Source organism: Streptomyces sp. NPDC050988, from assembly GCF_044456225.1.
In the GTDB taxonomy this organism is placed as follows: domain Bacteria; phylum Actinomycetota; class Actinomycetes; order Streptomycetales; family Streptomycetaceae; genus Streptomyces.
In genome coordinates, this window is record NZ_JBITFQ010000005.1 from 32,256 (window position 1) to 46,317 (window position 14,062).

General features: G+C 71.1%; 12 protein-coding genes. 4 read left to right on the plus strand and 8 right to left on the minus strand.

All coding sequences use genetic code 11. The features are described 5' to 3' along the window. Window positions 1–18: 18 nt before the first annotated feature. Window positions 19–819 (minus strand): ABC transporter ATP-binding protein, encoded by an 801-nt coding sequence (locus tag ACIBEI_RS13955; RefSeq protein ID WP_398888391.1) that lies wholly within the window; start codon window positions 817–819, stop codon window positions 19–21. Further along, the gene (locus tag ACIBEI_RS13960) at window positions 812–1,747 is read right to left on the minus strand and encodes an ABC transporter permease (RefSeq protein ID WP_398888393.1); all 936 of its coding nucleotides are present in this window, start codon (window positions 1,745–1,747) and stop codon (window positions 812–814) included. Before ACIBEI_RS13960 ends, ACIBEI_RS13955 begins: the two co-directional genes overlap by 8 nt. A gap of 198 nt (window positions 1,748–1,945) precedes the next feature. Here ACIBEI_RS13960 and ACIBEI_RS13965 point away from each other — a divergent pair, with 198 nt between their 5' ends. Together ACIBEI_RS13965 and ACIBEI_RS13970 are read left to right on the plus strand one after the other, a co-directional pair. Continuing rightward, complete coding sequence (locus ACIBEI_RS13965; RefSeq protein WP_398888395.1) at window positions 1,946–2,602, plus strand: TetR/AcrR family transcriptional regulator; 657 nt, start codon at window positions 1,946–1,948, stop codon at window positions 2,600–2,602. A 340-nt stretch (window positions 2,603–2,942) separates the two neighbouring features. Further along, a complete protein-coding gene (locus ACIBEI_RS13970) occupies window positions 2,943–3,164 on the plus strand; it encodes a hypothetical protein (protein WP_055517933.1) in 222 nt (73 codons plus the stop codon). Between the two features lie 127 nt (window positions 3,165–3,291). Here the strand turns inward: ACIBEI_RS13970 and galE are convergent, their stop codons facing one another. Genes galE through ACIBEI_RS13985 form a run of 3 tightly spaced genes read right to left on the minus strand, consistent with a single transcriptional unit; the run spans window position 3,292 to window position 7,312 of the window. Continuing rightward, on the minus strand, window positions 3,292–4,287 hold the full coding sequence (gene galE / locus ACIBEI_RS13975) for a UDP-glucose 4-epimerase GalE (protein WP_398888397.1): 996 nt from the start codon (window positions 4,285–4,287) through the stop codon (window positions 3,292–3,294). Window positions 4,288–4,337: 50 nt separating this feature from the next. Beyond that, complete coding sequence (locus ACIBEI_RS13980; RefSeq protein ID WP_398888399.1) at window positions 4,338–5,999, minus strand: glycosyltransferase family 2 protein; 1,662 nt, start codon at window positions 5,997–5,999, stop codon at window positions 4,338–4,340. Window positions 6,000–6,043: 44 nt separating this feature from the next. Beyond that, the gene (locus tag ACIBEI_RS13985; protein ID WP_398888986.1) at window positions 6,044–7,312 is read right to left on the minus strand and encodes a glycosyltransferase 87 family protein; all 1,269 of its coding nucleotides are present in this window, start codon (window positions 7,310–7,312) and stop codon (window positions 6,044–6,046) included. Window positions 7,313–7,414: 102 nt separating this feature from the next. Here ACIBEI_RS13985 and ACIBEI_RS13990 point away from each other — a divergent pair, with 102 nt between their 5' ends. Continuing rightward, window positions 7,415–9,136 (plus strand): hypothetical protein, encoded by a 1,722-nt coding sequence (locus ACIBEI_RS13990; protein WP_398888401.1) that lies wholly within the window; start codon window positions 7,415–7,417, stop codon window positions 9,134–9,136. A gap of 82 nt (window positions 9,137–9,218) precedes the next feature. On the opposite strand, the gene ACIBEI_RS13995 is transcribed toward ACIBEI_RS13990, so the two are convergent. Beyond that, window positions 9,219–9,740, minus strand: coding sequence for a MarR family winged helix-turn-helix transcriptional regulator (locus ACIBEI_RS13995; RefSeq protein WP_398888403.1), 522 nt, complete (start codon window positions 9,738–9,740; stop codon window positions 9,219–9,221). A 126-nt stretch (window positions 9,741–9,866) separates the two neighbouring features. On the opposite strand from ACIBEI_RS13995, the gene ACIBEI_RS14000 reads away from it, so the two are divergent. Continuing rightward, on the plus strand, window positions 9,867–10,280 hold the full coding sequence (locus ACIBEI_RS14000; protein WP_189843537.1) for an organic hydroperoxide resistance protein: 414 nt from the start codon (window positions 9,867–9,869) through the stop codon (window positions 10,278–10,280). Between the two features lie 162 nt (window positions 10,281–10,442). Here the strand turns inward: ACIBEI_RS14000 and ACIBEI_RS14005 are convergent, their stop codons facing one another. Together ACIBEI_RS14005 and ACIBEI_RS14010 are read right to left on the minus strand one after the other, a co-directional pair. Then, a complete protein-coding gene (locus ACIBEI_RS14005) occupies window positions 10,443–11,798 on the minus strand; it encodes a hypothetical protein (RefSeq protein WP_398888405.1) in 1,356 nt (451 codons plus the stop codon). Beyond that, window positions 11,795–14,023: a CDP-glycerol glycerophosphotransferase family protein gene (locus ACIBEI_RS14010; protein ID WP_398888407.1), complete on the minus strand. Its 2,229-nt coding sequence runs from the start codon at window positions 14,021–14,023 to the stop codon at window positions 11,795–11,797. Before ACIBEI_RS14010 ends, ACIBEI_RS14005 begins: the two co-directional genes overlap by 4 nt. Window positions 14,024–14,062: the final 39 nt, after the last annotated feature.

Here is a 14,062-nt window from a genome sequence, read left to right on the forward strand (position 1 = left end):
CGCAGTTCCCCGCGCCCCTTAGGGGGCTTTTCCCCCACCTCCGGTGAACTTCTCGTATTCCTTCAGCACTTCCTCTGTGGGCCCGTCCATACGAAGCTCGCCGCGTTCGAGCCACAGCACCCGGTCGCACGTGTCCCGGATCGACTTGTTGTTGTGGCTCACCAGGAACACCGTTCCTGCGTGCTTCCGCAGCTCCCGGATTCGGTCCTCGGACCTCTTCTGGAAGGAGCGGTCCCCGGTGGCCAGGGCCTCGTCGATCATCAGCACGTCGTGGTCCTTGGCCGCGGCGATGGAGAAGCGGAGCCGCGCGGCCATTCCGGACGAGTACGTCCGCATGGGCAGCGTGATGAAGTCGCCCTTCTCGTTGATGCCGGAGAAGTCGACGATCTCCTGATAGCGCTCGCGCACCTGTTCCCGGGACATTCCCATGGCGAGGCCGCCGAGATAGACGTTGCGCTCTCCGGTCAGGTCGTTCATCAGGGCGGCGTTCACGCCGAGCAGTGAGGGCTGCCCGTCCGTGTAGATCCGCCCGTGCTCCACCGGAAGCAGTCCGGCGACGGCCTTGAGCAGTGTGGACTTTCCGGACCCGTTGGTGCCGATGAGCCCGATCGCCTCCCCCCGGTACGCGGTGAAGGAGACCGCCTTCACGGCGTGCACCTTCCGCACACCCGAGGCCTGTTCGGTCTTCTTCCGGCGCAGGATGCGATTGAGGGCGGCGGTGGCGCTGCCGCGGCCGGCCCCCGTGCCGTTGACGCGGTAGACGATGTCGACGCGGTCGGCGACGACGGTGGGGATGGGGGTGTCGTTGGGTTCAGCCACGGCCGTACGTCTCCTCAGCCTTCCAGAAGTAGATGAAGCCGCCGACGCCGGCGAGCAGCGCCCAGCCGACCGCGAGCGCCCACACGTGGTGGGGCAGCTGGCTCGCGTGGAAGGTGTCGATGAGCGCGAACCGCATGAGGTCGATGTAGACCGCGGCCGGGTTGCACTCCAGGGCGACCAGCACGATGTGCGGCATGTCCTGGTGGGCGGTGAGCACCTTGTCGATGCTCCACATGACACCGGACACGTACATCCAGGTGCGCAGCACGAACGGCATCAGCTGTGCGATGTCCGGCGTCCTGGCGCCCATCCGGGCCATGATCATCGCCACGCCCGCGTTGAACACGAACTGCAGTGCCAGGGCGGGAACGACCAGGAGCCAGGACACGCTCACGGGCACGCCGACGCAGAGCAGGATCACGAACAGCGCGGCCATCGAGAACAGCAACTGCTGGAGCTGCTGCAGCGCGTACGACACCGGGAGCGCGGCCCGCGGGAAGTGCAGGGCGCGCACCAGGCCGAGGCTGCCGGAGATCGCCCGGGTGCCCGCCATGATCGAACTCTGGGTGAACGTCCACACGAAGACACCGGTGACCAGGAACGGGATGTAGTCCGGTACGCCGCGGCTCGTGCCCATGAGCTCGCCGAAGATGAAGTAGTAGACCGCCGCGTTCAGCAGGGGCGTGGCCACCTGCCAGACCTGGCCGAGCTTCGCCTGGCTGTACTGGGCGGTGAGCTTGGCCGTGGCGAACGCCGTGATGAAGTGCCGGCGCGCCCACAACTGGCGGACGTACGCGGGCAGCGAGGGGCGGGCGCCGCAGACCGTGAGGCCGTACCGGGCGGCCAGCACCGCGGCGTCGTCGGGCGGGGCGGCCGATGCCGGCACCGGGCCGGGTGCCGGGGGCGGTGTGTGGAGGACCTGACTCACATCCGCTGCTTTCGCTCGGAGCGCGGGGCTCGTGGGAGGGGTGCGCGAACTCTTCTTTTACGTCGCTACGGGCCCGTCTTTACTCGCACCTGAGACCCTCTTTACGTCGGGACGGAACCGTATCGTCGTCACGTGAGCGTAGGCCGATCTCACGTCGGAACGCAACCGTTTCGTCGTCACGCCCCTATGCTGTTCGACATGACGACGAACGCGGACGGGTCCCCGACGAACGCCGAAGGGGCCCCGGAAGGCCCGCAGCAGCCGCGCCGCCGGGCTCCCGCCGGGGCGGCGGTGCTCCGGGAGGATGTGACGGAGGCCATCAGGGCGGCCGTCTTCGAGGAGCTCGCGGCCGTCGGATACGCGCGGATGTCCATCGAGGGGATCGCGCGCCGCGCGGGTGTGGGCAAGACCGCGGTGTACCGCCGGTGGCGTTCCAAGCTGCACCTGGTGCTCGACCTGGTGTCGGCGGTCGCCGTTCAGGGCCTGCCGGCGCCCGACACGGGCTCCCTGGAGGGCGACCTGCGCCTCCTGTACGAGGTGACGTCACGGGCCCTGCGTCACCCTGTCGCCTCGCAGATCATCCCCGACCTTCAGGCCGAGGCGGCCCGTAATCCGGACATCGCCGAGGCCATGCAGAAGGCCCTGCGGGAGGGGCAGGAGGGCGTCGCCAGCGGCATCGTCGCCGCGGCGGAGAGGCGCGGCGAGGTCCGGATGGGCATCGACGACGAGCTGGCCCTCGACCTGATCTCCGGACCGCTGTACTGGCGCTCGGTGGTGATCCGCAGCCCCAAGCTGCCCAAGGGGTATCTGGAGAGCCTGGCCCGGGCCACGGCGGTGGCACTCAAGGCGCTGTAGGCCTCGAAGACGCTGCAGGGCCTCGAAGCGGTCGAACGGATCGAAGGCGCCGCAGGGCCTCGAAGCGGTCGAACGGATCGAAGGGGCTGAAGGCGTCGAAGGGCGTCGAAGGGTCCTGAAGGGCATCGAAATGGCGTCGCCCGGTCAAGAAGTCGGCGTTCGAGTTCGGGTCTCGGCGGTTGGCCGAGGCTGGTCCCGTTCATGCCACGGAGCCAGGAATCGCCGCAGCTCCGGACCCCTTGCGGGGTGCCCCGGCAAGGGGCGTCAACCCCGTAGCGTCCGGATCGTTGTCATCCGGGCCTCACTTTCGAGGCCCTCGGGGGCGCATACTGGACTGACGATGACGAAGCCATCCGCGCCCCGGCGCCACCTGTCCACCAGTCCCTTCAAAGCTCCGGTTGTCCCGGTCGCCAAGCACTTCGCCCTGGGTGACCGTGTTACGCACGACCAGTTCGGCCTGGGCAGGATCGTCGGCGTCGAGGAGGGCATCGCGATGCTCGTCGACTTCGGCTCCCGCCAGGCCCGTATCGTCAGCCCCTACACCCGCATGGACAAGCTCTGACGGATCCCGTCAGTACACCCGTCAGGCACTCGCCGCGGCCCCGGACGATGTCCGGCCCGCGGCGAGCGCGTTTTCCGAACCTTCTGGACCAGGTCTCCGAGCCAGGGGCGACCCCGGCCTCCGGCTCCTAGGCCTCCGGCCCCTCACCCCGCCGGGCCTCGGGGTGGAGCCGTACCCACCCCTCCCAGGCCGACGTGATCATGTCGTGGACGTCGTGCTTGGCCTTCCAGGCCAGTTCCGCGGCGATGTGGTCGGCGGAGGCGACGACGCGGGGCGGGTCGCCGGGGCGGCGCGGGGTGACGGCCGGGGCGAGCGTGTGGCCGGTGACCTCGTTGATGCGGTCGATCATCTCCCGGACCGAGACGCCCTCACCGCGGCCGATGTTGAGGGTCAGGTCCGTGCCGGGCGCGGCGGCCAGCCGGCGGGCGGCCGCCACATGGGCCTCCGCGAGGTCGGCGACGTGGATGTAGTCGCGGACGCAGGTGCCGTCAGGAGTCGGGTAGTCGTCGCCGAAGACGCGCGGGGGCACGCCCTCCGTGAGCTTTTCGAAGACCATGGGGATCAGGTTGAAGACGCCCGTGTCGGCCAGCTCCGGCGCGGCGGCGCCCGCCACGTTGAAGTAGCGCAGGGAAGCCGTCGACAGACCGTGGGCGCGGCCCGTGGCGCGGACCAGCCACTCACCCGCGAGCTTGGTCTCGCCGTACGGGCTCATCGGCACACAGGGTGTCTCCTCGGTCACGAGGTTGACGTCCGGCATGCCGTACACCGCCGCGGAGGACGAGAACACGAAGGACGGCACCGCGGCGGCCGTGACCGCCTGCAGCAGCACCCGCAGCCCCTCGACGTTCTCGCGGTAGTAGTGCAGCGGCAGCTCCACGGACTCGCCGACCTGCTTCTTCGCCGCCAGATGGACGACGCCCGTGACCGCGTGGTCCTTGAGCGCCCGGGCCACGCGCTCTCCGTCCAGGGTCGAGCCGACGACCAGCGGCACCCCGTCGGGCACGCGCTCGGCGATCCCGGTGGACAGGTCGTCGTACACCACGGCCCGTTCGCCCGCCTCGGTCATCGCACGGACGACGTGCGCCCCGATGTAGCCGGCGCCGCCGGTGATCAGCCAGGTCATGTATCGGCCGTCCCCTCGTGTGTCGGTTCGTCTGTCGGTCGAGCCGACTGTCAGTGAAGCAAACGCCTCATTCTGCGGCGCACCACGGTGGTCATTCCACGCCAACCGGGCGCCAGCCGCAGCGCGAGCGAGCCCGCGTGGGTCGCGTACGGCTGGACGAGCAGCAGCCCGTGCCGGCCGTTCGGCACGACGGACCGGCGGAGCAGGCCCGGGCCCGCGACGGCGTGCGCGGTGGTCTCGCGGCTCGTGCCGTCGTGGAAGCGCAGGAGAAGACGCAGGTCCCAGGTGCCGGAGCCGAGCGCCGCGAGGTCGACGGCCGCCTCGGCCGTCCAGGAGTCGGTGCCCCCGTCGCCGACCGAGCCGTCGCCGACCGAGCCGTCGCCGACGGGATCGGGGTCGTCGGGCAGGAACCGGGCCGTCACCGTGAGCCCGACCGACCCGTCGTGCCGGTTCACGAACTCGGCGTCCACGGACGCCGGCGCCGCGTCAGCCATCCGCCCGTACAGCTCGTGCAGGCGCAGCCGAAGCCGGGCGGCACGCGCGCGTGGCCGCAGTTCCGCGTCGACGGCCACAGGGAGGAGGCGTACGGGCCGGAACAGCAGGTGTTCCAGAGTCACTTGGGTCAGGTCGGCGGACCAGACGGGCGTGCCGTCCGCGAGCCGTGCGTACGGCGGCCGCAGCCGGGCCGGGCGTGCCGCGACCTCCTTGACGCGGGTCAGGTCGCGGGGCTCCTCGGAGGCCGTCACGACCTGTGCGACGACCCGTCCCGGCGCCGGCGCGAGCGCGAGGTCGGCCGCGTCGAACGTCGCGAGGTACGCGCGCGTGAGGGCCCACCACTCCCTCCGGTACACGGGACCGCGCTGATCGAGCTCGCGCGCGTACATCCGCAGCGAGTGGTCGAGGAACCGCGCGCGCGTCGCCCGCGCCAGCCGCTTCTCACCGGCGGCCAGGAGGATGTCGTACGAGAGGGCGTGGGCGGCGATCCTGGACCGCCAGTTGCCGACGCCCGCCCGGTCCAGCGAGATCGACAGCCGCTCGGCGCTCCGGCGCACGTGCCAGACGTACACAGTGTCCGGGATCAGCGCGATACGCGGACCGGCGGCGAGCACGCGCGCGGTGAAGACGAAGTCCTCGTAGGGGAAGCGTCCTTCGGGGAAGCGGATGGCGTGCTCGCGCAGGAAGTCGGTGCGGTAGAGCTTGTTGACGCACAGAGTGTCGTGGACCAGGTGGGTGCGGCGGGACGGGTGCTTCACCAGGGCGGCCCTGGCGTACAACTCGGGCTGCCAGGGGACCTCGCGGCCGGACGGCAGCTCGCGGCGCACACACAGACCGGCGGCGACCTCGGCCCCGCGCCCGGCGGCCGCGTCGAGGAGCGCGTCCACCGCGCCGGGCGGCAGGACGTCGTCGCTGTCCAGGAACATCACGTACGGGGCCGTGGCGGCGTCGATCCCGTCGTTGCGCGGGCTGCCGCAACCGCCGCTGTTGACCTTGCGGCGGAGCACCTTCAGGCGCGGTTCGTCGAGGGCGAGGCGGTCCAGGAGGTCCGCGCTGCCGTCCGTCGAGCAGTCGTCCACGGCGATCACCTCGCGGACGGCGGGCCCCTGCGCGAGGGCCGAGCGCACCGCGTCCGTCACATGGGCGGCGTCGTCGTACCCGATGACCACGACGCACACCTGTGAGTGGTGGGGAGGTATGGCTTGGATGGGTCGCATGGCTTCCACAGGGCGAAATGGTGGCTGGTGTAGGTAATTTTCCGTTAAGAGGTACTTACTGTCTCGTGGGGAAGATGACGGGAATTGTGTGAGGGTTCCGTCTCCGCTGATCGAATTCCAGTGGACCGGACTCCGGTCGGCCGGGTTCCCGCGGTCCACAGGCGGCGGAAGGAGAGCGCCGCGGCCCCGACGAGCAGCCCGTTGCGGACGAGCATCAGCAGGGTGCCGGTCCAGGTGCAGTCCATGACGTCCCTGTAGAGGACGGGATACGCGAGGGCGCTGGCCGCCGCGGACGCCATGATCAGCACGGCCACCGGACGCTGCGAGGTGTGCCGCGAGGTCAGACACACCGCGGCCAGGCCGAGCAGCCACACCAGGTACTGGGGGCTGATCACCCGGCTCGTCACGGTGAACAGCAGTACGGCACAGAGCGCGGCGTCGTACGGAGTCGCCGGCGTCCAGTGCCGGGCCCGCAGGCGCCACAGCAGCAGGGCCCCGAAGGCGACGACGGTGAGTGCCAGCGACCCCGCGGCGATGGTGCTGACGTACGGCCCCGTGAACTCCATCGCCCCGTACCGGTATCGCACCTGCCCCGGCCAGCCCGCGTGCCGAGCGAAGGAGAGGGCCGTTCCGCCGAGCGACTCGATCTGTACGCCCCGGCCGCCCTGCTGGCGCAGGAAGTCGAAGGGGTGACGGAAGAGCGCGGCGAGCGCGATGAGCAGCACGCCCGCGGTGACGGCCGCCGAGGTCCACACCTCCCTCGTCGTACGCCCCCTGGGGGTGCCGATCAGGATCAGCGCCGGCCACACCTTCACGAGGGCGCCCAGCGCCGCGAACGCACCGCACGCGCGCGTGGAGCGCGAAAACGTCAACAGGGCGATGACGGCGAGGGCGGTGACCTGTACGTCGTAGCGGGCGAGCGGGAGGTGCAGGAGGAGGGGGAGGCCCGCGATCCACAGGGCCGCGCCGCGCAGGCTGCGGCCCGTCCGGGTGCCCGCGCGCGTGAGGGCGGCGGCGACCAGGGCGTCGGCGGCGAGCGCGAGAAGCACGAACGCCTGGAAGTACGTCAGCCCCGGCAGCAGTCCGGGGGACAACAGGACCGGGCCCGCGCCCGGCGGGTACTGCCACAGCCGGTCGCCCGAGGGGAACGTGCCGTGGGCGAGCACGCCGTACCAGCGGGCGTACAGCTCGTGCACCTCGCGCGCGACCCCGCCGATGCCCAACGGGGCATGCCCGTCCCGGGCGAGCAGCCACAGCATCAGGGCGCGGGTGGTGAGCCAGCCGACGGCGACGAGGAGGAGACGGGGCTTCATCCAGGGCTTCACCCGACGGATCGTAAGCCGCAAGAAGGCATATAACGTCTGATGACGGGTCAATCACCTTCGAAGGCTGACTAATAGCACAAAATCTGGGGCATGGTCGTCAAGCGTCCGCAGGTTGCCGTCGCCGTGCTCGTACCCGTACTCGTCATGTCCGGGATCGGTCTCTGGGGGATCGATCGCGGCGGGATGTGGCGGGACGAGGCGGTCACCTTCCAGGTGGCGCGGCGCTCGCTCCCGCAGATCTGGCAGTTGCTGCACTCCGTGGACGCGGTGCACGGCCTCTACTACCTCCTCATGCACCCCGTCCTTGCCGTCCACCCCGGAGAGGTCGCCCTGCGCGTCCCCTCGCTCTGCGCGGCCGCCGCGACCGCGGGCCTGGTCGCGGCCCTCGGCGCCCGGCTCGCCCGCCCGAGGGTGGGCCTGTGGGCAGGCCTTCTGTACGCCGTGACCCCCATGGCCGGGCACTTCGCCCAGGAGGGGCGCTCGTACGCACTGGTTGCCGCCGGGGTCGCGGCGTCGACGCTGCTGCTGGCGCGGGCGGTGACGGCCGACGCGGACGGAAACGGGGGTGGGGACGGGGACGGGGACGGGAATGGGGACGGGGGCGGGGAGCTGGGAGACGAGCCCGTGGGCCGGCTCGCCCGGCACGCGCGCGTGGTCGGCTGGTGCGCGTACGGAGGGGTCGTCGCCGTCACCGTCCTGCTGCACGAGTTCGCGGTACTGATCCTGCTCGCGCACGCCGCCACCCTGGCCCTCGCCCGGATGCCCCGCCGCGTGTGGCGCGACTGGGCCTGCGCCGCGGGTGCCGTCCTCCTCGCCCTGCTTCCGCTCGCCCTGATCTCCAGCGGCCAGGCGGAGCAGGTCGCCTGGCTCCGGCCCCCGGGCGGCGGCACCGTCGAACGCCTGCTGCGCTCCTTCACCGGCCCGACCCAGCTGGTCCTCGGCCCGTATCTGCTGCTCATCGCCCTCGCCCTGCGCCACCCGTTCACCCCACCGGCCCGCCGCGGCGAACTCTCCCTCCCCACGGTCGCCCTGCCCCTCCTGCTCCTCCCGCCCGCGGCCCTCATCGCGGTCTCGCGCCACTGGCCGCTCTACGACGACCGCTATGTGCTGTACGCGCTCGCCGGGGCGCCCCTGCTGGCGGCGGCGGGGGCGGAACGGCTGGTCCTGGCGGCGCGGCGGGTGGGTTTTGGGCGGAGTGAGGCGGATGGCTTGATGCGGGGCGTGGCGGGCGGTCCTGGTGCCGGTGCCGGTGCCGGTGTCAATTCTGATTCCGGTCCTGGTTCCGGTCCCGAACCCGGTCTCGTACGAGGCGTCCGCGTGCCGTACGCCGCCACGCTGGTCGGCGTACTGGCCATCACCCTCGCCTTCGTCTCGCAGCTCCCCGTCCTCCGGGAGGACCGGGACCCCGCCCGCCGCCCCGACAATCTCGCCGTCGTCTCGGCCGCGGCCGCCCAGCGGATGAGCCCCGGCGACTCCGTTCTCTTCCTGCCGTCGATCGGCAGGCGCTCCGCGCTGGCGTACCCGAAGGGGTTCCAGGGCACGCGGGACATCGCACTGGAGGAGCCCGCACCCGTCTCCGGCACGCTCTACGGGCGCGAGACCGGCCCGGACGAGCTGCGCCGCAGACTCGCCGGCCTGGACCGCGTGTGGGTGGTCGCCGAGCCGTACGCGCTGAAGTCGGCCTGGTATCCGAGCGATCCGACCGAGCGGGTCAAACTCACCGTCGTGGGCGAGGAGTTCGTGCCGCGCGCGGAGTTCGTACGGAAGGGCTCGATTCTGCGGCTGTATGTGCGGAGGGCTCCGACGATGTGAGGGGCGGGGGTGCGGCTGCTGTCGAGTGCCCGGTGGCACGTGGCGCGAGGTGCGTGATGCGCGATGCGTGGGTGGGCGGTGGTTACGCGCCGCCGCCCGGGGTCTCGTCCAGGGCCGCCGCGTCCAGCGCGTCCGTGAGCTTGTCGAGCCGGGCGCGCAGTTCGAGGATCTCGTCCAGCTCGAAGCTCGTCGCGGCGGCGATCCGGCGCGGTACGCGCAGTGCCTGCTCGCGCATGGCCGTGCCCTCGTCCGTGAGCCCGACCACCACGGACCGCTCGTCGCGCGCACTGCGCTCACGCCGTACGAGGCCCGCCGCCTCCAGTCGCTTCAGCAGCGGCGACAGCGTGCCGGAGTCGAGCCGCAGGTGCTCGCCGACCTTCTTCACGGGCAGCTCGCCGTGCTCCCACAGGACGAGCATGACCAGGTACTGGGGGTAGGTGAGCCCCAGGTCCTTCAGGATGACCCGGTACACGCCGCCGAAGGCGCGGGAGGCCGCGTTCAGGGAGAAGCAGATCTGCTGGTCGAGGCGGAGGAAGTCCTCGTCCCGTACGGAGTGCTGTACGGGGTGCTGTACGGCGGGGTCGGGTGCGGGCGTCGTGGTCATGTCCCCAGGATACCTCCGGTGCATCATTTAGTTGTGCGCAACTTAATTGTGTGCTCTACTTGTGGTCGTGAGGGGGGCCGGTCAAGGCCCGCCGATACGACGTTGACCCTGAGAGGGATGGTTTTCATGGACGCGCTCTACACCGCTGTCGCCACCGCCACCCACGGCCGTGACGGCCGGGCCTACAGCTCCGACGGCAAGCTCGACCTGGAGCTGGGTATACCCGTGGAGATGGGCGGCAACGGTCAGGGCACGAACCCGGAGCAGTTGTTCGCTGCCGGTTACTCGGCCTGTTTCGCCAGCGCGCTCGGTGTGGTCGGTCGTATGGCGAAGGTCGATGTCAGTGACGCGGCGGTGACCGCCGAGGTCGGTATCGGCAAGCAGGGGGAGGGCTTCGCCCTCGCTGTCACGCTCCGCGTGGAGCTGCCCGAGTCCGTGGACGCCGAGACCGGCCGCAAGCTGATCGAGCAGGCCCACCAGGTGTGCCCGTACTCCAACGCGACCCGGGGCAACATTCCGGTGGAGCTCGTCGTCGAGTAGTAGCTTTCCTCGCCCCCGCCGCCCCTACCCATTCCCGTCACTTACTCAGGGGCTCCGCCCCCGAACCCCCGGTATCGCGCTGCCGCGCTCGTCCTCAAACGCCGGACGGGCTGAGATGTGTGTGCGGGTGAGTCGTGGCTGGTCGCGCAGTTCCCCGCGCCCCTAAAGATTGCGCAGTTCCCCGCGCCCCTGATCAGGGGCGCGGGGAACTGCGCAATCTTTCAGCCCCTCCGGCGTTTGAGGAGCGGGGGTTCGGGGGCGGAGCCCCTGAGTCAGGGACGGGATTGGGTAGGGGCGGCGGGGGCGAGAAAACTCCGCCAACAGCAAGGGCACACCCACCACCGGCACCAGCCACACCATCACCATCAACCGGTCGATGCGGATGTCGGGATGGGCGGCGATGCTCAGCACACCGGTGCCGGCCGCAGCGACGAGGAGCACCCCGAAGGCGGGCCACCGCCGAAGCGCCCCCCACCCGCCGGCGACCACCAGCGCCAGGAACAGCGGATCGACCAGCTGCCGCCGCAGCCACTCCGTCCAGAAGTTGAGCTCCAGGTGGAGGAACTCCCACCACGCCCGCTCCCGGTCCGGCCGGTTGAAGTGGTCGGTGAGGAGGTCCTGAAGGCTGTCGGACTCCGAGGGGTACGGGAGCAGCCGGGTCAGGAGCAGGACGCCCACGGCCGCCCCCACGGTCACCTTCAGCAGCGTCTTCACGGCGTCACCGACCGGCCGCCCCGCCCGCCTCCGGTACAGGCCGATCACCCCGAGCCCCCCGGCCAGACACACCGACAGGAACAGCGCCTGCGAGTGCTTCACGGTGAACAGCAGCGCCAGCGAGACACCGACCAGCCCGGCGGCCCCCGCCCGCCCCCGCAACACCAGCGCACACCCCCACAGCACCGCCAGAGTGAGCGCCATCATCGTGCCCTCGGTCATGGGCCGCATCGCGGTCGCACCGGTCGGCAGGACGTAGTACAGCGCCTGCCCGGTCAGGGCCAACCCCACCGGCACGCCCACCGTTCGCAGGACGAGGAACACCAGCACGCCCCCGGCCGCCGCGACACAGACCCCCGCCGCCCACAGCCCCCACGTCACCCCGAGCACCGTCACGAACGGCACGAGCAGCAGCGGATACCCGGGCCGCACCTCGAAGATCCGCATGAACCGCTCGCTCATGAACGGCGCCGTCCACCCGGACGTCTGCCCCGCGTCCAGCCGCCGGCCGACGCTCCACTCGTAGTAGCCCCGGCACTCGTCCCGGACCTCCGGCCCCGGATCGGGAGCCCGGAAGCGCCGCACGTCCACACTGTGGTTCCGCGACGCGGTCTCGGCCCGGCTCGCGCACACGTACGCGATCGTGCGCCCCGCCGCCTCCTCCTTGTCCGCACCGCCCAGACTCAGCGCGTACGACAGGTAGTTGCGGCTGTCGGGTGTGTCCCGTCCGGTGACGTTGGCGAGCTGGAGGCAGCCGAAGAGGGCGGCGAGGAACAGCACCCACACGGCGGGCCGAGCGTTCACGAGCGGGCCAGCTGCTCGCTCGGGACGCCGGGCGCGGGGACCGTGGGCGGCACGGCGGCCAGGTCCTCGCCGAGCATCAGCAGCCGTACGACCCGCTCCGACGCCCGCCCGTCGTCGTAACCGCCGAACCGCTCCCGGAAGGCCTCCCGCAGCCGCGCCGCCTCCTCGTCCCGCCACGCGCCCGACGCGAACAGCCGCGCCAACTCGCCCTCGTCGCGCGCCACATGACCCGGCGGGCGCTCGGTCACGTCGAAGTACGTGCCGCGTCCGGCGAGGTAGGTGTCCCAGTCGTAGGCATGCAGGACGATCGGCCGGTCGAGGTGGGCGTAGTCGAACATCAGGGACGAGTAGTCGGTGATCAGCGCGTCCGAGGCGAGCATCAGGTCCTCGACGTTCGGCTCGTCGGTGACGTCCAGGAGCACACCCCGCCGCGCCAAGTCCTTGAGTTCCAGGCCGCGTTCGTGGCGCTGGGCCAGTGATGGGTGGAGGCGGACCGCCAGGACGTGGTCGCCCGGCAGCCCCGCGACCAGACGCTCCAGGTCGCAGTCGGGCGCGTAACCGCCCTGACGGTGGTCGCGGTTGGTCGGCGCGTACAGGATCAGGGTCCGCTCGTCCGGAACACCCAGCCGCTCCCGCACCGCCTCCCGCCGGCCCGGCTCCGGCCGGACCAGGCAGTCGTTGCGCGGGCTGCCCGAGCGCAGGGACACGAAGTCGCAGGGGTACGCGCGGTCCCAGACCAGCTCCGAGTGCGCGTTAGCGACCAGGCTGTAGTCCCAGCGGTCGGCGCGCCTCAGCATCTTCGGGACGCTGAAACCCCGTCGCGCGCCTGGGTACTTGAGCAGGTCCGCGCCCATCGACTTGAGCGGGGTGCCCTGGTGGGTGTGGATGTGCACCGCGCCCTCGCGCTTGACCAGGTCGTTCGCCCAATTGACGTTGTTGACCAGGTACTTGGCCCTCGCCGTCACCTTCCGGTACGCCCGGCTGCCCGGCAGGACGTGCTCGATGTCCGGCGGCAGCGTGTCCACGTACTCCTTCCCGACCACCCACACACCCCGGATGTGCGGGGCGATCTCCCGCGCCTTGCGGTGGATCGCGGCCGGATCGCCCAGGACGCCCCGGTGCGAGAAGGCCGAGTACACGGCCAGGTTGGGGTCGAGTGCCCGCCGCAGGACCAGCCGTCGGTGCGTCGCGAGCAGCACCCTGCGCAGTCGCCGTCGCCAGACCCGGTAGCGCCTGCGCAGGCCCGCCCGCCGCACGGCGGCCGTGCGGTGCAGGCCGTAGAGGGCGTACGGGGCCCGGGCGAGCAGCGTGAAGGACACCCGCGGGATCTGCTCACCGAGCCGGTGTCCGCTCGGGCGGTACGTCCGCAGGTCCCGCGCCGCCCGCCGGTGGAACTCGGGGCGGGCCGACGGCGGTACGCGGTCCTGCTGGCGGAGGATGAAGAGGTAGTGGTCCGCCATGTGGTCGTAGAGGAACCCGCGCCACCGCTCAAGCTCCGGCCGCTCGGCGATGAACCGGAACAGCCGCTCGTACTGCGCGAACACCTCGAAGTGCTCGCGGCTCGGCGTGCGCATCGCGTTGCCCCGGCGGCGCTGCCGGTAGTACACGCAGATCCGGTCGACGAGCGTGATCGTGCGGGCCGTCCACAGCGTCTGGTAGACGACCACGGCGTCCTCGTAGAAGCCGGTGGGGAAGGTGAAACCGCCCTCGCGGAAGAAGTCGAGGCGGTACGCCTTGTTCCAGACGACCGTGAACAGGTCGAGCAGATCGGGGCGTTCGGCGACCGTGAACACCTCGGGGCCCGGCGCCTCGAAGACCGCCGCGTCCCGGTTGCGCTTCACCGCGCCGTGCCAGTGCGTGCGCGCGTAGTCGAACAGGACGATGTCAGGCCGCGAGGTCGTGTCGATGCGCTCGGCGATCGCCCGCAGGGTGCCCGGTGTGTAGCTGTCGTCGCTGTCGAGGAACAGCAGGTACTCGCCCCGCGCCAGCTTCGCGCCATGGTTGCGGGCCGGGCCGATACCGCCGTTGACCGGCAGATGGACGGGCACGACCCGCTCGTCACGGGCCGCGAACTCGTCGATGATCGCCGAACTCCCGTCCGGGGAGCAGTCGTTGACGACGATCAGCTCGAAGTCGCCGTACGACTGGTCGAGGACCGACTCCAGGCATACGCGCAGATAGCCCTGCACGTTGTGGACGGGCACGACGATGCTGAAGCGGGGCATGGCACCTCCAGGTCCGGGAACCGGCGGGGATTTCGGGGG